The sequence below is a fragment of the Salmonella sp. 32031103-2018-00083-FB-01-SM-01 genome, assembly GCF_017571995.1.
Classification (GTDB): domain Bacteria; phylum Pseudomonadota; class Gammaproteobacteria; order Enterobacterales; family Enterobacteriaceae; genus Salmonella; species Salmonella enterica.
Window position 1 is genome coordinate 306249 of record NZ_JAGEQL010000005.1, and the last position, 18805, is coordinate 325053.

The 18805-nt window shown below is 53.8% G+C and carries 12 protein-coding genes, 1 tRNA gene and 2 pseudogenes; 10 read left to right on the forward strand and 5 right to left on the reverse strand.

Features of this window, described 5'->3' with window-relative positions; translation table 11 throughout:
• Positions 1–221: 221 nt before the first annotated feature.
• A complete protein-coding gene (locus J4614_RS16410; RefSeq protein WP_000924334.1) occupies positions 222–839 on the forward strand; it encodes a trimeric intracellular cation channel family protein in 618 nt (205 codons plus the stop codon).
• On the opposite strand, the gene ligB is transcribed toward J4614_RS16410, so the two are convergent.
• Positions 836–2521, reverse strand: a complete 1686-nt coding sequence (ligB, locus tag J4614_RS16415) for an NAD-dependent DNA ligase LigB (protein WP_208293246.1) — start codon at positions 2519–2521, stop codon at positions 836–838. The two genes, J4614_RS16410 and ligB, sit on opposite strands and share 4 nt — an antisense overlap.
• A gap of 256 nt (positions 2522–2777) precedes the next feature.
• Here ligB and gmk point away from each other — a divergent pair, with 256 nt between their 5' ends.
• The 5 genes from gmk to recG are packed head-to-tail and all read left to right on the forward strand — an operon-like array spanning position 2778 to position 8642.
• Positions 2778–3401, forward strand: coding sequence for a guanylate kinase (gene gmk, locus J4614_RS16420; protein ID WP_000046966.1), 624 nt, complete (start codon positions 2778–2780; stop codon positions 3399–3401).
• A gap of 54 nt (positions 3402–3455) precedes the next feature.
• Complete coding sequence (gene rpoZ, locus J4614_RS16425) at positions 3456–3731, forward strand: DNA-directed RNA polymerase subunit omega (protein ID WP_000135058.1); 276 nt, start codon at positions 3456–3458, stop codon at positions 3729–3731.
• 18 nt (positions 3732–3749) lie between these two features.
• Entirely contained in the window at positions 3750–5861 is a 2112-nt protein-coding gene (spoT, locus tag J4614_RS16430) for a bifunctional GTP diphosphokinase/guanosine-3',5'-bis pyrophosphate 3'-pyrophosphohydrolase (protein ID WP_000280467.1), read from the forward strand.
• A gap of 4 nt (positions 5862–5865) precedes the next feature.
• Positions 5866–6555, forward strand: a complete 690-nt coding sequence (gene trmH / locus J4614_RS16435) for a tRNA (guanosine(18)-2'-O)-methyltransferase TrmH (RefSeq protein ID WP_001068433.1) — start codon at positions 5866–5868, stop codon at positions 6553–6555.
• Between the two features lie 5 nt (positions 6556–6560).
• Positions 6561–8642, forward strand: a complete 2082-nt coding sequence (gene recG, locus J4614_RS16440) for an ATP-dependent DNA helicase RecG (protein ID WP_001646750.1) — start codon at positions 6561–6563, stop codon at positions 8640–8642.
• Positions 8643–8677: 35 nt separating this feature from the next.
• Here the strand turns inward: recG and gltS are convergent, their stop codons facing one another.
• Positions 8678–9883 (reverse strand): sodium/glutamate symporter, encoded by a 1206-nt coding sequence (gene gltS, locus J4614_RS16445; RefSeq protein ID WP_000462249.1) that lies wholly within the window; start codon positions 9881–9883, stop codon positions 8678–8680.
• Between the two features lie 227 nt (positions 9884–10110).
• Here gltS and xanP point away from each other — a divergent pair, with 227 nt between their 5' ends.
• Together xanP and J4614_RS16455 are read left to right on the forward strand one after the other, a co-directional pair.
• The gene (gene xanP / locus J4614_RS16450; RefSeq protein ID WP_000115428.1) at positions 10111–11502 is read left to right on the forward strand and encodes a xanthine/proton symporter XanP; all 1392 of its coding nucleotides are present in this window, start codon (positions 10111–10113) and stop codon (positions 11500–11502) included.
• Positions 11503–11622: 120 nt separating this feature from the next.
• Positions 11623–13332: an AsmA family protein gene (locus tag J4614_RS16455; RefSeq protein ID WP_000766647.1), complete on the forward strand. Its 1710-nt coding sequence runs from the start codon at positions 11623–11625 to the stop codon at positions 13330–13332.
• Between the two features lie 102 nt (positions 13333–13434).
• Here the strand turns inward: J4614_RS16455 and yicI are convergent, their stop codons facing one another.
• Both yicI and J4614_RS16465 read right to left on the reverse strand, forming a co-directional pair.
• Entirely contained in the window at positions 13435–15753 is a 2319-nt protein-coding gene (yicI, locus tag J4614_RS16460) for an alpha-xylosidase (protein WP_000703011.1), read from the reverse strand.
• Between the two features lie 11 nt (positions 15754–15764).
• Positions 15765–17147, reverse strand: a complete 1383-nt coding sequence (locus J4614_RS16465; protein WP_000834258.1) for a glycoside-pentoside-hexuronide family transporter — start codon at positions 17145–17147, stop codon at positions 15765–15767.
• 287 nt (positions 17148–17434) lie between these two features.
• Here J4614_RS16465 and J4614_RS16470 point away from each other — a divergent pair.
• Positions 17435–17529: transfer RNA gene (locus J4614_RS16470), tRNA-Sec, on the forward strand.
• A gap of 35 nt (positions 17530–17564) precedes the next feature.
• Here J4614_RS16470 and J4614_RS16475 read toward each other — a convergent pair.
• Positions 17565–17905, reverse strand: a pseudogene (locus tag J4614_RS16475) (transposase); the annotation flags it as partial.
• Between the two features lie 409 nt (positions 17906–18314).
• Between J4614_RS16475 and J4614_RS22175 the strand changes: the two are divergent.
• A pseudogene (locus J4614_RS22175) lies at positions 18315–18425 on the forward strand (transposase); the annotation flags it as partial.
• Between the last annotated feature and the right edge of the window lie 380 nt (positions 18426–18805).

Consider the following 18805-nt stretch of genomic DNA (forward strand, 5'->3'; position numbering starts at 1 on the left):
GCGCCGTTCAGGTAATTTATCTAAGTCAAAACAGAAAAACCTCGCATACAATAAACCACAAAAATGACGTTCAATTTATTGATATTTATAATAAATAATTATTAATCATAAATTTAAAATCATTACTAAAATTTATTAATCGTGTAATGCCTTAGAAAATCTCAATCGTGATACAGCGCACAAATCGTTAATCTTCGCCCCCAGTAAATTAGGGGGAAATCATGCTGTTGCACGTTCTTTATTTAATTGGCATTACTGCCGAGGCCATGACGGGCGCACTCGCTGCGGGTCGTCGTCGCATGGATACATTCGGTGTAATTATTATTGCTACCGCCACCGCCATTGGTGGAGGCTCGGTTCGCGACATTCTGCTCGGTCACTATCCGCTGGGTTGGGTGAAGCATCCCGAATATGTCATTATTGTGGCGACTGCCGCTGTATTGACCACCATTGTTGCCCCCGTCATGCCCTATTTACGCAAGCTTTTCCTGGTACTTGACGCGCTGGGGTTGGTGGTTTTCTCTATTATTGGCGCTCAGATAGCCCTTGATATGGGCGAAGGGCCAATTATCGCCGTGGTAGCCGCCGTCACTACCGGCGTCTTTGGCGGCGTGCTCCGCGATATGTTCTGCAAACGCATTCCACTGGTGTTTCAAAAAGAGCTATATGCCGGCATTTCGTTCGCCTCGGCGGTGCTCTATATTGCGCTACAACATTACGTCATGAATCCGGATGTCGTCGTTATCTCTACGTTACTGTTTGGCTTTACAGCAAGGTTATTAGCGCTACGTCTTAAACTTGGCCTGCCGGTATTTTATTACCGCCATGAAGGACACTAAGACCCAAATCCGGGAATATGCTGAGCAGACAGCCATCTGCTCAGCGCTTTGATCTGCGGATTATCCCGCCAGTCGATAACTCTCCCGGCACGGCGCTCGCCCGTCGCTGGCAACTGCCGCCAGTGTTGCTCTGTTCGCATTAATAACTGCTCCCATGAACGATCGCCGCTGGCCTGTAATGCGGCCTGCGTTAAGGGGATATCCATCGCCATGATCCAGCGGGTAAACGACTGCCGGCGCGCCAGGTTAAATTGCCGCCATATCTGCTCGCTTTTTCCTTTAGCAAAGCCTGGCGTGTTGGCTATTTGCGCTGACGTCAGGGCAAGCCAGGAGAAGATATGCTCAAAGCGATGCGTCTGATGCAAGGCCCGCCAGCTGGCTTCGCCCATTCCGTCCAGACCCAACGCCGACCGTGACCCCAACCATACCAGTCTGGAGATAAACTGTTCCTGACACGTTGCCGACGCGTAAAAGCAAGTCAGCGAGTTGAAATGGCTATCAGGCGGTACAGGCTTACTCCGCTCACGACTCCGCCAGACGACCTCATCAAGCCGGGGAATGCCTTGCCCAGCCAAACTCACCAGGATCTGATCGCCCGGCGCGATATCCCACGTTTCCCAACGTTTCACAGAACCGATATTGACCCGCTGAACCCGCTTATCATCCAATATAACGGGGACAAGCGACGCTACTACGGTAATTTTGCCGCTTTTCCCCACCGAGAACTGAATAGCGCTCACTTGCGCGACCTGCGCTACTGGCGGATATTTCCATGCTGCCAGCCAGTCGCCCTGCCCGGGTCGCCAGTATTGTGCCGCGGGCTCTTTAGCCATGCGTATCACTACGCCATCCGTCACAAAGGGCAACGCTGACGTCAGCCATGACTGGCGCGCCCGCTCGACCTCGCTGGCATCTTTTACCGCCAGGGTATATTTCTTCGTCAGACTGAATCCAGCCTTAGCAAGTTGGCTTAATCTTTCGGGCATATTTGCCGGACCGTCCGGCCACGCCCAAATAAAAATACCCAACGAATTTAGCGCGGAGGCGTTATCCTGGCGCATTAACATTCCTGCGACTTTCGAGCGCGCATTCATCCCGCCCATCCGTTGCTGGATATGCCCCTCGCGCTGTAGAAAGATTTCGCCCTGCAACACCGCGTTAGCAAGCGCGCCTTGTATTGTCTGCGGTATAGAGGGGATCAGGCGAATTTTTGGCGTCCAGTCCTCGCCTTGTAGTCCGTTACCTCGGCTGATAGCCCTGGCCAGTTTACCGTTTTGATAAACCAGCGTTACCGCTACGCCATCCACTTTTGGTTGTACCCAAAGCTCGCTGCGCCCGCGCATCCACTGTTCTACCGCCTGCCGGTCCGCGAGTTTACGTACGCCCGTATGCGCAACAGGATGCATTGTTGTACCGTTTAACGGCGGTGAAACCGGAGTAGATGAAACATCCTGACCAACACAGCGTTGCCACTGAACCAGCCTTGCGCTGAGTTGGTCGTACACACTATCGTCAACCGCGCTAACGCCTTGTTTCCAGTAAATGTCATTCCAGTCAGCGAGCTGTTGCTGTAAACGGGCGATTTCTTCAGCGGCCCTTGCTGGCGGCCAGGCCGGGCAAAGCGCCCCACTCTGCGAATGCCACAATAAAATTCCCCACGCCATACTTTTCCATAATCTCATCACGACCTCCTGCGCACATTGCCCGGCAGGTATAGCGCTTTAGTGAATAAAAACCGACAGGTAAAAATGCATCATCCGAGCCGCTTTCCAGATTTTTTGGTGGGTTGCTGCAACGACGCGATAAAAGCGGAAAAAGGGACGCAAAATGCAATAATCTGGCGCAAAAAGTGTGACAAAGACTACGTCGCATAACGGCGATGTGTATAATAAGCCCGTATCAAGGCTCTATTTCGATAATCACAGACGTAAGATACTCATGGCTCAAGGTACGCTTTATATTGTTTCTGCCCCCAGTGGCGCGGGTAAATCCAGCCTGATTCAGGCTTTATTAAAAACCCAACCGTTGTATGACACTCAGGTTTCCGTTTCACATACCACGCGCGCGCCGCGTCCGGGTGAAGTGCACGGTGAGCACTATTTCTTTGTAAATCATGATGAGTTTAAAACCATGATTGGCAGGGAGGCGTTTCTGGAGCACGCGGAAGTGTTTGGCAATTACTACGGCACTTCGCGCGAAACCATTGAGCAAGTGCTGGCAACCGGCGTTGATGTTTTTCTGGATATCGACTGGCAGGGCGCCCAGCAAATTCGCGAAAAGATGCCGCAAGCACGCAGCATTTTTATTTTGCCTCCGTCAAAGATCGAATTGGATCGCCGTTTACGCGGTCGCGGGCAAGATAGCGAAGAAGTCATTGCCAAACGAATGGCGCAAGCGGTTGCAGAAATGAGCCATTACGCCGAATATGATTATCTTATTGTGAATGACGACTTTGATACCGCGTTAAGCGACTTGAAAACCATCATTCGCGCTGAACGTCTGCGTATGAGCCGCCAAAAGCAGCGTCATGACGCTTTAATCAGCAAATTGTTGGCAGACTGAACCCACTTTCAGTATCATGCCCAGTCATTTCTTCACCTGTGGAGCATTTTAAGTATGGCACGCGTAACTGTTCAGGACGCTGTAGAGAAAATTGGTAACCGTTTTGACCTGGTACTGGTCGCCGCGCGTCGCGCTCGTCAGATGCAGGTAGGCGGAAAGGATCCGCTGGTACCGGAAGAAAACGATAAAACTACCGTTATCGCGCTGCGCGAAATCGAAGAAGGTCTGATTAACAACCAGATCCTCGACGTCCGCGAGCGCCAGGAACAGCAAGAGCAGGAAGCCGCTGAATTACAAGCCGTTACCGCTATTGCTGAAGGTCGTCGTTAATCACAAAGCGGGTCGCCCTTGTATCTGTTTGAAAGCCTGAATCAACTGATTCAAAACTACCTGCCGGAAGACCAGATTAAGCGTCTTCGGCAGGCGTATCTCGTTGCACGTGACGCTCACGAGGGCCAGACACGTTCAAGCGGTGAACCCTATATCACGCACCCGGTAGCGGTGGCCTGTATTCTGGCCGAGATGAAACTCGACTACGAAACGCTGATGGCCGCTCTGCTGCATGACGTGATTGAAGATACCCCCGCCACCTATCAGGACATGGAACAGCTTTTCGGTAAAAGCGTTGCCGAGCTGGTAGAGGGGGTGTCGAAACTTGATAAGCTCAAGTTCCGCGATAAGAAAGAGGCGCAGGCCGAAAACTTTCGCAAAATGATTATGGCGATGGTGCAGGATATCCGCGTCATCCTCATTAAGCTTGCTGACCGTACCCATAACATGCGCACGCTGGGCTCGTTACGCCCGGACAAACGTCGCCGCATCGCCCGTGAAACCCTCGAAATTTACAGCCCGCTGGCACACCGTTTAGGTATCCATCACATCAAGACCGAGCTTGAAGAGCTGGGTTTTGAAGCGCTGTATCCCAACCGTTATCGCGTCATTAAAGAAGTGGTAAAAGCGGCGCGCGGCAACCGTAAAGAGATGATCCAAAAAATCCTCTCTGAAATCGAAGGACGTTTGCAAGAGGCGGGAATTCCGTGTCGCGTTAGCGGTCGCGAAAAACATCTTTACTCGATCTACTGCAAAATGGTGCTCAAAGAGCAGCGTTTTCACTCGATCATGGATATTTACGCTTTCCGCGTGATCGTTCATGACTCCGATACCTGCTATCGCGTACTCGGCCAGATGCACAGTCTCTATAAGCCGCGTCCGGGACGGGTAAAAGACTATATTGCCATTCCCAAAGCGAACGGCTATCAGTCTTTGCACACCTCGATGATCGGCCCGCACGGCGTTCCTGTTGAAGTCCAGATCCGTACCGAAGATATGGATCAGATGGCGGAAATGGGGGTCGCGGCGCACTGGGCGTATAAAGAACACGGTGAGACCAGCACCACGGCGCAGATCCGCGCCCAGCGCTGGATGCAGAGCCTGCTGGAGCTACAACAGAGCGCCGGTAGTTCGTTTGAATTTATCGAAAGCGTAAAATCCGATCTCTTCCCGGATGAGATTTACGTTTTCACCCCGGAAGGACGCATTGTCGAACTGCCCGCTGGCGCTACGCCGGTGGATTTTGCCTATGCAGTGCATACCGACATCGGCCACGCCTGCGTCGGCGCGCGTGTCGACCGCCAGCCTTATCCGCTGTCGCAGCCGCTTAGCAGCGGTCAGACCGTCGAAATTATTACCGCGCCGGGCGCACGTCCTAACGCCGCCTGGCTGAACTTTGTCGTCAGCTCTAAAGCGCGCGCTAAAATTCGTCAGTTGCTGAAAAACCTCAAACGTGATGACTCCGTAAGCCTGGGCCGTCGTCTGCTTAACCATGCTTTAGGCGGTAGCCGTAAGCTGGCGGAAATTCCGCAGGAAAATATTCAGCGCGAACTGGATCGTATGAAGCTGGCAACGCTTGACGATCTGCTGGCGGAGATCGGTCTCGGCAACGCGATGAGCGTAGTGGTCGCGAAAAATCTGCAGCAAGGCGAAGCCGTGGTGCCGACCGTTGCGCAATCGAATCACGGCCACCTGCCGATTAAAGGCGCGGATGGCGTGCTTATCACCTTTGCGAAGTGTTGTCGTCCGATCCCAGGCGACCCGATCATCGCTCACGTCAGCCCAGGTAAAGGACTGGTGATCCACCATGAATCCTGCCGTAATATCCGTGGATACCAGAAAGAGCCAGAGAAATTTATGGCGGTCGAATGGGACAAAGAGACGGAGCAGGAATTCATTACCGAAATCAAGGTGGAAATGTTTAACCATCAGGGCGCGCTGGCTAACCTGACGGCGGCGATTAATACCACCACCTCCAATATTCAAAGCCTGAATACTGAAGAGAAAGATGGTCGCGTCTATAGTACCTTTATTCGCCTTACCGCACGCGATCGCGTACATCTGGCGAATATCATGCGCAAAATCCGCGTGATGCCAGACGTTATTAAAGTCACCCGTAACCGAAACTAGCGCTATGAATCCAAAACGTTATGCGCGTATATGCGAAATGCTCGCCAGGCGTCAGCCTGATCTCACGGTCTGCATGGAGCAAGTCCACAAACCTCATAACGTTTCTGCAATCATTCGTACCGCAGATGCCGTTGGTGTCCATGAAGTCCATGCCATCTGGCCTGGTAGCCGGATGCGCACCATGGCTTCCGCGGCGGCGGGCAGCAACAGTTGGGTACAGGTGAAAACTCACCGTACCATTGGCGATGCGGTAGCCCATTTGAAAGGACGGGGAATGCAGATTCTGGCAACCCATCTTTCTGATAAGGCCGTAGACTTTCGCGAGATTGATTACACGCGCCCGACCTGTATTCTGATGGGTCAGGAGAAAACCGGTATTACTCAGGAAGCATTAGCCCTGGCGGATCGGGATATCATCATTCCGATGATCGGCATGGTACAGTCGCTGAACGTTTCCGTCGCCTCCGCGCTCATTCTTTATGAAGCCCAGCGTCAGCGTCAGAACGCGGGCATGTATCTGCGTGAAAATAGCATGTTGCCGGAAGATGAACAGCAGCGCCTGCTGTTTGAGGGCGGTTATCCGGTGCTGGCGAAAGTCGCTAAACGTAAAGGTCTGCCTTATCCTCGCGTCAATCAGCAGGGCGAAATCGACGCCGATGCTGACTGGTGGGCGACGATGCAGGCGGCAGGGTAATCACCATGTCAGGCCGCTTGTTAGACGCTGTTCCGCTCAATTCCCTGACAGGTGTCGGCGCAGCGCAAAGCAGTAAACTGGCGAAAATTGGCCTGCATACCGTCCAGGATTTGCTATTACATCTTCCTCTGCGTTACGAAGACCGTACCCATCTCTACCCCATTGGCGAACTGCTGCCTGGCATCTACGCCACCGTTGAAGGTGAAGTGCTGAACTGCAATATCACTTTCGGCGGTCGTCGGATGATGACCTGCCAGATTAGCGACGGTTCCGGCATTCTTACCATGCGCTTTTTCAATTTTAACGCGGCGATGAAAAACAGCCTGGCGACGGGGCGACGTGTGCTGGCCTACGGGGAAGCGAAGCGCGGCAAGTATGGCGCAGAGATGATCCATCCGGAATATCGCCTGCAGGGCGATCTCAGCACGCCGGAACTTCAGGAAACGCTCACCCCCGTCTATCCGACCACCGAGGGCGTGAAGCAAGCGACACTGCGCAAGCTTACCGATCAGGCGCTGGAGTTGCTCGACACCTGCGCCATTGCCGAACTACTGCCGCCGGAACTGGCGCAGGGTATGATGAGCCTGCCGGAGGCGCTACGTACCTTGCATCGCCCGCCGCCGACGCTCCAGCTCGCCGATTTAGAAACCGGCAAACACCCGGCGCAGCGGCGGCTTATTCTTGAAGAGCTACTGGCGCATAATCTCAGTATGCTGGCGCTTCGCGCAGGCGCGCAGCGCTATCACGCTCAGCCACTAAGTACCAACAACATATTGAAAGACAATCTGCTGGCGTCGTTGCCGTTTAAACCCACCAGCGCGCAGGCGCGGGTGGTGGCAGAGATCGAACACGATATGGCGCTCGATGTGCCGATGATGCGTCTGGTTCAGGGCGACGTCGGCTCAGGGAAAACGTTGGTTGCAGCGCTTGCCGCCTTGCGCGCTATTGCCCACGGTAAGCAGGTCGCGTTGATGGCGCCGACCGAACTGCTCGCCGAACAGCACGCAAATAATTTCCGCAACTGGTTCGAACCGTTGGGCGTTGAAGTGGGTTGGCTGGCGGGTAAGCAAAAAGGTAAAGCGCGTCAGGCGCAGCAAGAGGCTATTGCCAGCGGTCAGGTGCAGATGATTGTCGGCACCCACGCTATCTTTCAGGAACAGGTGCAGTTCAACGGGCTGGCGCTGGTCATTATCGATGAGCAGCACCGCTTTGGCGTCCACCAGCGTCTGGCATTGTGGGAAAAAGGCCAGCAGCAGGGCTTTCATCCGCATCAGTTGATTATGACCGCAACGCCTATTCCGCGCACCCTGGCGATGACTGCCTACGCCGATCTCGATACCTCGGTGATTGACGAGCTACCGCCGGGCCGTACCCCTGTCACTACCGTTGCGATTCCGGATACCCGTCGCCATGAAATCATTGATCGTGTGCGCAATGCCTGCACAACCGAAGGCCGTCAGGCCTACTGGGTCTGTACGCTGATTGAAGAGTCCGACCTGCTGGAAGCGCAGGCGGCGGAAGCCACCTGGGAGGAACTCAAGCTGGCGTTACCGGAGTTGAATATCGGCCTGGTACACGGCCGCATGAAGCCCGCCGAAAAACAGGCGGTGATGCAGGCCTTTAAGCAGGGTGAACTGCATTTGCTGGTCGCCACTACGGTGATTGAGGTGGGGGTCGATGTTCCTAACGCCAGCCTGATGATTATTGAAAACCCGGAGCGACTGGGCCTGGCGCAGCTGCACCAGCTCAGAGGGCGCGTTGGCCGTGGCGCGGTCGCATCGCACTGCGTGCTGCTCTATAAATCGCCGTTGTCGAAAACGGCGCAGAAGCGTTTACAGGTATTGCGCGACAGCAATGACGGCTTTGTGATTGCGCAAAAAGATTTAGAGATTCGCGGCCCGGGGGAATTACTGGGCACGCGCCAGACGGGTAACGCCGAATTTAAAGTAGCTGATTTGCTGCGCGATCAAGGCATGATCCCCGAAGTTCAGCGTATTGCCCGTCATATTCACGAACGTTATCCGCAGCAGGCACAAGCGCTGATTGAGCGCTGGATGCCGGAAACCGAACGTTATTCCAACGCCTAGTGAGCACGGCGGCTTTAATGCCGCCGTACAAACTATTATTGCGCGAAAATCGGTAACAGCAGGTACAGCTTGATTACCAACGCATTGACGATATCGATAAAGAACGCGCCGACCATCGGCACCACCAGGAACGCCATATGCGAGGGGCCAAAACGGTCGGTAATCGCCTGCATATTAGCAATGGCGGTCGGCGTTGCGCCCAGGCCAAAACCGCAGTGACCCGCCGCCAACACCGCTGCATCGTAGTTTTTCCCCATCATGCGCCAGGTGACGAAGATCGCGTACAGCGCCATGAAGATGGTCTGTACCACCAGAATCGCCAGCATCGGCAGCGCCAGCGACGCCAGTTCCCACAGCTTCAGGCTCATCAGCGCCATTGCCAGGAACAGTGACAAACTCACGTTCCCCAGCACCGAAACAGCACGCTCAAATACGCGATAAAAACCCACCAGCGCCAGGCCATTGCTGAGGATCACCCCAACAAATAGCACACAAACGAAGACCGGCAGTTCAAGCACCGTTCCCGCCAGTAGCTGCGCTACGATCTTGCCCACGGTCAGACAGATAGCAATCAGGGCGATAGTTTCGATTAGCACCAGAGAGGTGATCATACGGCCCACATCCGGCTTTTCAAAGGCTGTCGGCACGGCCTGATCATCAGGCATTCCATCCGGCGTGGTGGAGTGTTTCACCAGATAACGCGCTACCGGGCCGCCAATCAACCCGCCCAGCACCAGGCCAAAGGTTGCACATGCCATCGCAACTTCGGTGGCATTGGCAAAACCATAACGTTCGACAAACAGTTTACTCCACGCCGCGCCGGTACCGTGTCCGCCGGACAGCGTAATTGACCCGGCAATCAGCCCCATTAACGGGTCCAGCCCCAACAGACTCGCCATGCCGATACCGATGGCATTCTGCATCAGCAGTAATCCGACCACGACTACCAGGAAGACGCCAACAACGCGTCCCCCCTTGCGCAGGCTGGCAAGGTTAGCGTTAAGGCCGATCGTCGCGAAAAACGCCAGCATCAACGGATCGCGCAGGGTCATATCAAAGTTGACCTCCCAACCGACGCTTTTTTTCAGCACCAGCAGCGCAACCGCGACCAGTAACCCCCCCGCCACCGGTTCCGGAATCGTATATTTCTTCAGTAAGGAGACAGACTGGACCAGCTTGCGACCCAGTAGCAGCACCAGCGTGGCGGCGACAAGGGTCGATAAGGTATCGAGTTCAAACATTTAAAGCTCCTGTAGTGCGCTGTGACATGTGCGCACAAATCATTTCCTGAGTCAGTTTTTTAGCTCTTTGCGAGTCTTCGGCATGGATTTTAAGCAGAAAAAGGCAAAAAGTTATATAAAAAGGTGCATTTATCTTTTTTAAATATTAAGAATATTCGCTCGCAATCGTTTGCTTTTACCACCTGGTCAGATAAAATCACCGCTTTTCCACCACGAGAATGTCCCTGATGTCCGTTAACGCCATCGAGCCGGCAGATGCGCAACCGGTTGCGCAGACGCAAAACAGCGAATTAATTTACCGCCTTGAAGATCGCCCGCCGCTCCCTCAAACCCTTTTTGCCGCTTGTCAGCATCTGCTGGCCATGTTTGTCGCGGTAATCACGCCAGCGCTATTAATCTGCCAGGCGTTGGGTTTACCGGCGCAGGATACGCAGCACATTATCAGCATGTCGCTGTTCGCCTCCGGCGTAGCCTCTATTATTCAAATTAAAGCGTGGGGGCCGGTAGGATCGGGGCTGTTATCCATCCAGGGAACCAGTTTTAACTTTGTCGCTCCACTGATTATGGGCGGTACCGCGCTGAAAACCGGCGGCGCGGACGTCCCGACGATGATGGCGGCGCTGTTCGGCACGCTGATGCTGGCAAGCTGCACCGAGATGGTGCTTTCTCGCATTCTACATCTGGCGCGCCGGATTATCACGCCGTTAGTCTCCGGCGTCGTGGTGATGATTATTGGCCTGTCGCTGATTCAGGTGGGGCTAACCTCCATCGGCGGCGGCTATGCCGCCATGAGCGACAACACCTTTGGCGCACCGAAAAACCTGCTGCTGGCCGGCGTCGTCCTGGCCATTATTATCCTGCTGAATCGGCAGCGTAATCCCTACCTGCGCGTGGCTTCTTTGGTTATTGCTATGGCGGCTGGCTATCTTTTGGCCTGGTTTATGGGCATGTTACCTGAGAATAACGCGCCGGTCTCACAGGACATCCTGATGGTGCCGACCCCGCTGTATTATGGTCTGGGCATTGACTGGAACCTGTTACTGCCGTTGATGCTGGTCTTTATGATTACGTCGCTGGAGACCATCGGCGACATCACCGCCACCTCTGATGTCTCCGAGCAGCCGGTATCCGGCCCCTTGTACATGAAACGGCTAAAGGGCGGCGTACTGGCTAACGGCCTGAACTCATTTGTTTCAGCGGTATTTAATACGTTCCCGAATTCCTGTTTCGGTCAGAACAACGGCGTAATTCAGTTGACCGGCGTCGCCAGTCGCTATGTGGGATTTGTCGTCGCGCTGATGCTGATTGTGCTCGGCCTGTTCCCGGCGGTAAGCGGTTTTGTGCAGCATATCCCGGAACCGGTGCTCGGCGGCGCCACGTTAGTGATGTTCGGCACCATTGCCGCCTCCGGGGTGCGTATTGTCTCGCGTGAGCCGCTGAACCGCCGCGCGATTCTGATTATCGCCCTGTCGCTGGCCGTGGGTCTTGGCGTCTCGCAACAGCCGCAGATCCTGCAGTTCGCGCCGGAATGGGTGAAAAATCTGCTCTCATCCGGAATTGCCGCTGGCGGCATCACGGCTATCGTGTTGAACCTGATTCTCCCGCCGGAAAAACCGTAAAAACCCTGCGGCGGCGACGCGATTCGCCGCTGCTGTAACGCTCTTTCACCATTCCTGTCTTGAGGATTGCACGCAAATCGTGCATAAATCCCCTATGTGCATTTCACGGGATGGAAGACCATGAAATTGATTGGGAGGTTGCTTCTCTATGTGCTGATCGCCTGTTTAGTGGTGATTTTCGGCTTTTATTTTCTGCTGCAAACGCGCTGGGGCGCAGATCACATCAGCAACTGGGTATCAGAGAACAGCGGTTATCACCTCACATTCGACGTGATGGATCATCGTTTTTCCGCCCCATCCCATCTTTTACTGGAGAATGTGACCTTTGGTCGTGATGGTCAGCCTGCTACCCTGGTCGCGAAAACCGTAGATATCGGTCTGAGCATTCGCCAGTTAACCGCGCCGCTGCATGTCGACACGATTCTGTTACAGGACGGCACGCTGAATATTTCAGTGCAAACCGCCCCTTTCCCGTTTGAGGCCGACCGCCTGCAACTTCGCAATATGGCGCTCAATAGTCCCGGCAGCGAATGGCGGTTGAGCGCCCAGCGCGTTAACGGCGGCGTTATGCCCTGGCGCCCCGAAGCCGGTCGGGTATTGGGCAATAAAGCCCAGATCCAACTGAGCGCTGGTTCGCTGACGTTAAACGACGTTCCCGCCACGAATGTGCTTATTGAAGGCAGTATCGACCATAATCAGGTGATGTTAAACACCGTCGGCGCCGATATGGCGCGCGGAGCGTTAACCGGCGTCGCCCGGCGTAACGCTGACGGTAGTTGGGTCGTTGAAAATCTGCGGCTGAATGATATTCGGTTACAAAGCGATAAATCCCTGAGCGAGTTTTTCGCGCCGCTTACTACGGTTCCATCTTTGCAGATTGGTCGTCTTGAAGTGACGGACTCCAGCCTGCAAGGACCAGACTGGGCAGTCACCGATCTTGACCTGAGTTTGCGCAATCTGACTCTGCGCAAAGAAGACTGGCAAAGTCAGGAAGGTAAATTATCGATGAACGCCAGCGAGTTTATTTACGGCTCGCTGCACTTGCTCGATCCAATCCTGAACGCCGAATTTTCACCACAGGGCGTTGCGCTACGCCAGTTCACCACCCGCTGGGAAGGCGGTATGGTCAGAACTTCCGGCGCCTGGTTACGCGAAGGCAAAGCGCTTATTCTGGACGATACCGCTATCGCCGGGCTGGAGTACACGCTGCCGGAAAACTGGAAGCAGTTATGGATGAAGCCGTTGCCCGACTGGTTGAACAGCCTGACGCTGAAAAAATTCAGCGCCAGCCGCAACCTGGTGATTGATATCGACCCAGCCTTCCCGTGGCAAATCACCGCTCTGGACGGCTACGGCGCAAACCTGGAGCTGGTACAACATCATCAATGGGGCGTCTGGAGCGGCAATGCGACCCTCAACGCCGCAGCGGCAACCTTTAACCGTGTGGATGTGCGCCGCCCGTCGCTGTCGTTGACGGCTAATGCCAGCACAGTCAACATCAGCGATCTGAGCGCGTTTACTGGAAAAGGGATACTGGAAGCCACTGCCAGCGTATCGCAACTGCCGCAGCGTCAGACGCAAATCAGCCTGAACGGACGCGGCGTACCAATGGATGTGCTACAGCAGTGGGGCTGGCCGACATTACCGATTGCTGGCGATGGCAATATTCAGCTCACGGCCAGCGGCAATATTCAGGCCGATGCGCCGTTGAAACCGACGGTAAATGGGCAATTACACGCGGTCAACGCACAAAAGCAGCAGATAACGCAGACGATGCAAGCGGGCGTGGTGTCCGGCGGGGAAGTTACGTCAACGGAGCCAGCGCTGTAATTGAGGGCTTGCCCGGTGGCGGTGGCGCTTACCGGGCTTACGGTTCTTGCTCATTTTTAGGCCGGATAAGCGCAGCTCACAGCGCCATCCGGCGATTCAGATTTAAAGCGTAATCACCACTTCATTTCCCTGCGGGGTGACCACTACGCCCAGTTCACTTCCCGCATATGAGCCGCATTTAGTACCGCTAATCTGCGTAATATTACGCAGACACAGCGTCCAGTTGCGCGCCTCGCCTTCGCCGCTCACCGTAATGGTATTGCCAGTGCGTTTCGCCTGCAGCGTAAAGATAGTCGAACCATCCGTAGCAGGGACTTCGCAGACCGCTTCGCAGCCGTCATCCAGATGGAATAACTGGAAGGCCGTACCCTCATGCCAGGCGTAATCGGGCTTCTGGCTATTGTTGCCCAGCGCCAGTAGTGTATTGTCACGCACGTACACTGGCAGGCTCAGGAAGTCATGCTGCTGTTTATGCCAGCGGCTGCCCTGCACTTCATCGTTGCGCCACAGGTGCGTCCAGCGGCCTTCTGGCAGGTAGAACTCCACGTCGCCCGCTTCACTAAATACCGGCGCTACCATGACCGCATCTCCCAGCATGTACTGGCGATCAAGATAATCACACGCCGGATCGTCCGGGAACTCCAGCATCATCGCCCGCATCATTGGCGTACCGGCTTCGTTGGCGCGCGCCGCTTCCCGATACAGATACGGCATCATCCGGCACTTCTGTTCGGTGAAGAAGCGCACCACGTCACAGGACTCGTCGTCATAGGCCCACGGAACCCGGTAGGATTTGCTACCGTGCAGGCGACTGTGGCTGGAGAGCAAGCCGAATGCGCACCAACGCTTGTAGACATGCGCCGGCGCGGTATTCTCGAATCCGCCAATATCATGGCTCCAGAAGCCAAATCCTGACAGGCCAATGGAAAGCCCGCCGCGCAGGCTTTCCGCCATCGATTCGTAGTTGGCGTAACAGTCGCCGCCCCAGTGCACCGGGAACTGTTGCGCGCCCACCGAGGCGGAACGGGCGAACAGCACCGCCTCTTCAACGCCGACGGTCTCTTTCAGCACGTTCCACACCAGTTCGTTGTAGATGTAGGCATAATGGTTGTGCATTTTCTGTGGATCTGAACCATCAAACCACTGCACATCCGTTGGAATGCGTTCGCCGAAGTCAGTTTTGAAGCAGTCCACTCCCATCTCCACCAGGCCCTTCAGCTTGTCGGCATACCATTCGCAGGCTTGCGGGTTGGTGAAGTCGTAAATCGCCAGTCCCGGCTGCCATTTATCCCACTGCCACAAGGAGCCGTCCGGGCGTTTTAGCAAATATCCTTTCTCTTTCAGCTCCTGGAAGACCGGGGATTTCTGGCCGATGTAGGGGTTAATCCACACGCAGACTTTCAGCCCTTTCGCTTTCAGGCGGCGAATCATCCCTTTCGGATCGGGGAAAGTCACCGGGTCCCATTCAAAATCGCACCACTGGAAGGCCTTCATCCAGAAACAGTCGAAGTGGAAGACATGCAGCGGTAGATTGCGCTCGGCCATACCGTCGATAAAGCTGTTAACGGTCGCTTCGTCGTAGTTGGTGGTAAATGAGGTGGTCAGCCACAGGCCAAACGACCAGGCGGGCGGCAGCGCCGGACGACCCGTAAATTGGGTATAGCGGTTCAGCACGTCTTTCGGGGTCGGGCCGTCGATGACGAAGTATTCCAGATACTCGCTCTCAACGCTGAACTGGACTTTGGAGACTTTCTCGGAGCCAATTTCAAACGACACGCACTGCGGATGGTTTACCAGCACACCGTAGCCACGGTTGGTGATATAGAGCGGGATGTTCTTGTAAGACTGCTCGGTGCTGGTACCGCCGTCGCGGTTCCAGGTCTCCACCGTCTGACCGTTACGCACCAGCGCGGTAAAGCGCTCGCCCAGCCCGTAGACGGTTTCGCCCACGCCGAGATCCAGGCGCTCGAACATGTAGTTGCGCCCGCTATTGGTGTCCTGCACATAGCCGTTATTTTTCAACTGACTACCGGTGATACGTACACCGTTGCGCAGAAAATCCAGAGACCAGAGCTCGCCTTTGGTGACGCGCACGCTCAGGCTGCCGCTCTTGAGTTCGGCAAATTCGGCGTTGTTCTGCATCTCTACGTTGATATCTTGCAAGACATTGAGTGGATAATGTGGGCCGTTATCCAAAGCGCCCTGGAAGTGTTCCATCCGTACACCTATCACTCCTTCCTGCGGCGAGAAAAAGCGCAAGGTAAACAACGGGGTATCCAGTTGCCAGGTTCGTTCGCGGACATCGCGCGGCGCGGCATAGACCACCATCTCATTCCCCTGCTGTTCAACGTCGAACACCTGAACCGGGTGAATCAAATTAAGGCCAGGCTGGATCAGCCAGTTTCCGTCGCTAATTTTCATAGTCTGTTCCTTTAGTTCTGCAATTCTTTATGGGGAAATTCTTGTTCGTTGCGGTGTGCGCCCTGCGCCAGTTGTTCCAGAATGGTTTTCAGGAACGGGCTTTTCAGGGTGTAGTAGCGTTTAGCGATCGCGGCGCTCAGCAGATAACAGATGGCCGGGACGATAGTGAACAGAGCGATAATGATGCTGATCGTGGCGCTGTTTTGCGTTTTCGCCGCCGCGTCGTAACCGCCGCCTGCCAACATCCAGCCAATCAGCGCCCCGCCGAGGGCAAGACCCAGTTTCAGCACGAACAACGTGCCGGCAAAACTGATCCCCGTCAGGCGTTTGCCGTTACACCATTCGCCATAGTCGACGGTGTCAGACATCATCACCCACTGGATAGGCGTGACTAACTGGTGCAACACGCCAATCACGAAGATAAAGACGAACATAGCGATCGTGGCGTGCATCGGTACGAAGAACATCGCCACGCTGATTACTGCGAGTAAAGCGTTGGTCCACCAGAAAACGCTCACTTTGCATTTCCAGTCGGTCAACGGTTTTGCCAGCGCCGAGCCAATCAGGTTGCCGACGCAATAGGTAGTGAGGAAGGCGACAAACACGCCCGGCTTGCCCAATATCCAGGTGACGTAATACATCATCGCCCCGCCGCGCACGCATACCGCCAGAATATTCAGGATGGTGAGCAGGCCGACTATGCGCCACTGGTCGTTGTGCCAGATATCACGCAGGTCTTCACGCATGGAGGTATGGGTGGCAGGCGCTTCAACGCGCTCTTTGGTGGTAAAGAAGCAGAACGCCAGCATCAGGAACGCCACCACCGAGAGCGCCGCGATACCCCCCTGGAAGCCCAGCGCCTTATTCTCGCCGCCAATCAGTTTCACCAGAGGCATCATCAGTACGGTAGAGAGCATTCCGCCCGCCGTTGCCAGCACAAAGCGCCAGGATTGCAGGGAGATACGCTGCGTTGGGTCATTGGTTATTACACCCCCCAACGCGCAGTAAGGGATGTTGACCACAGTGTACAGAAGGGTGAGCAACGTGTAGGTGATGGCGGCATAAATCATTTTGCCGTTCAGACTGAGATCCGGCGTGCTATAAGCCAGCACACAAACGATACCAAACGGCAACGCGCCAAACAGCACCCAGGGTCGGAATTTGCCCCAGCGAGAGCGGGTGCGGTCGGCCAGCAGGCCCATGCAAGGGTCGGAGATGGCATCAAGCGCACGCGCCAGTAAAAACATGGTGCCGACAAAACCAGCAGGAATGCCGAAAATATCGGTATAGAAGAACATCATATATAACATGACGTTATCAAAGATGATGTGGCTGGCGGCATCGCCCATACCATAGCCAATCTTCTCCTTAACGGAGAGAATCTCACTTTTCATTACGCATCCTTAACGCTCACAACGCCCACTGATACCGGTTACAGTTTTTGTAAACCTTCCCTGCGAGCGTGAATATTCCGTTATTTAGTTATCAAATTACGATTCTTGTTTTCTGTGATCAGGGTAGCGTCAAAAAGTGTGATGAAATGTAACTAATGGATTTTATGGGGATTTACATGAAACCGATCATGGCAGAAGGAAAGGGAAGTTAAAAAAGCACGGGAGGGGATGTGGAAACGCCAGGAAGTAGCTATAATGCGCGCGCCTCCATGTAGCAATCGAGGCGCGGAAGATCGTCGTCTCCGGTGAGGCGGCTGGACTTCAAATCCAGTTGGGGCCGCCAGCGGTCCCGGGCAGGTTCGACTCCTGTGATCTTCCGCCAATTAACCTCTTCTGACCTCAATAAAATGAATCGCCACGCGCCCGTGGACTTCGGTATCCGACCTGAGCCTTTATCCCCACACGTTGCATCAACCACCAGGCTTTGTTTACACCACATTGTTCCCGATATCCCGCAGATCGATACAGATCTTGCGATAGCCATAAACACAGCCCGATTCCAGCCAGAACTGCCTGATATACCCCGTCAGATTCAGGTCAACATGATGCCGTCGTGAATGTGGCGGCTTTATCCAGGCGTAAAGACTATGGGTAGTAATATCAAGACGTGTTGCGACGCTGGAAACAGAATGGCCGCGCTCAATAATCTGTTTTACCGCTTTAATTTTAAACGCTTCGGGATAACATTTACCGCTCATGGGCTCTTCTCTTTAAGTCATCTTAAATGACTCAGCGGTGTCTGTTAAACCTGTGGCGATTCACTCCTCCGTTTTATCCAGACAAAATTATCCTGATAATGTGCTGTAGCGGCTGAACGACTTAATAACACATCAACCTAAACACTGAATAGTTTCTCAGTTACCTGATTTTTCATTATTATCTATTAGATACTGCAAGCATTTCATCTTTATACCCTTGTTCTCCCATACGTCCTGTTTATTCTTACCCCCCCCCATTATTATATTTCAGTAGTAAAATATCCGTATACATTCTTATACCAGGTACTCATATTACTGGCAGTTAGTTTAATTTTTTGTACGTATCCCACATAATCGTGCTATTCACATTTAGAGATCACGTCATCGAACTGCTGACGAAGGAATCTCTATGCATAAAGCCCGTCTCACTGAGCATCAGAACATCGCCGTAATTAAGTTGGTCGAAGCTGGACGAGCGGTTAAAGATATCTGCCAGGAGGCGGATATTTGTGAAGTGACTGACGACATCTATGGACATTAGGTTTGACCACATTCTGTTTCTCACTAATGTGCTCCGGGAAAGAGTTTTCATCAAATGAGCAATTGAAAAGAGAAGCCAGAAGCTGAAGTTGCTTCGACCGATAAGTCTGTCGGTTGCTCAGACTGTCACGATCAGAATTAAGTCAGATCAACTTATTGGCAAGGTATAACCCCCGGCATTAAGTTACAAGATTTTCTCATGGCATTAGCATTACACCCCCTTAAAGTTTACATGCGTCTCTATAAAATAGTCTTAAATTTGTATATAAGAAGTTGATGAGAGCACAAATGTCACCATTAAGTCATTGAATAACAATGCAATAAAAGAAAAAATCTTAAATTAGGTTTTAATAATAAGAA

What these genes read in the sequence shown, in the direction of transcription:
- J4614_RS16410 (WP_000924334.1), top strand. Translation starts at nt 222, where the DNA reads ATGCTGTTGCACGTTCTTTATTTAATTGGCATTACTGCCGAGGCCATG.
- ligB (WP_208293246.1), bottom strand. Translation starts at nt 2,521, where the DNA reads ATGAGATTATGGAAAAGTATGGCGTGGGGAATTTTATTGTGGCATTCG.
- gmk (WP_000046966.1), top strand. Translation starts at nt 2,778, where the DNA reads ATGGCTCAAGGTACGCTTTATATTGTTTCTGCCCCCAGTGGCGCGGGT.
- rpoZ (WP_000135058.1), top strand. Translation starts at nt 3,456, where the DNA reads ATGGCACGCGTAACTGTTCAGGACGCTGTAGAGAAAATTGGTAACCGT.
- trmH (WP_001068433.1), top strand. Translation starts at nt 5,866, where the DNA reads ATGAATCCAAAACGTTATGCGCGTATATGCGAAATGCTCGCCAGGCGT.
- recG (WP_001646750.1), top strand. Translation starts at nt 6,561, where the DNA reads ATGTCAGGCCGCTTGTTAGACGCTGTTCCGCTCAATTCCCTGACAGGT.
- gltS (WP_000462249.1), bottom strand. Translation starts at nt 9,883, where the DNA reads ATGTTTGAACTCGATACCTTATCGACCCTTGTCGCCGCCACGCTGGTG.
- xanP (WP_000115428.1), top strand. Translation starts at nt 10,111, where the DNA reads ATGTCCGTTAACGCCATCGAGCCGGCAGATGCGCAACCGGTTGCGCAG.
- J4614_RS16455 (WP_000766647.1), top strand. Translation starts at nt 11,623, where the DNA reads ATGAAATTGATTGGGAGGTTGCTTCTCTATGTGCTGATCGCCTGTTTA.
- yicI (WP_000703011.1), bottom strand. Translation starts at nt 15,753, where the DNA reads ATGAAAATTAGCGACGGAAACTGGCTGATCCAGCCTGGCCTTAATTTG.
- J4614_RS16465 (WP_000834258.1), bottom strand. Translation starts at nt 17,147, where the DNA reads ATGAAAAGTGAGATTCTCTCCGTTAAGGAGAAGATTGGCTATGGTATG.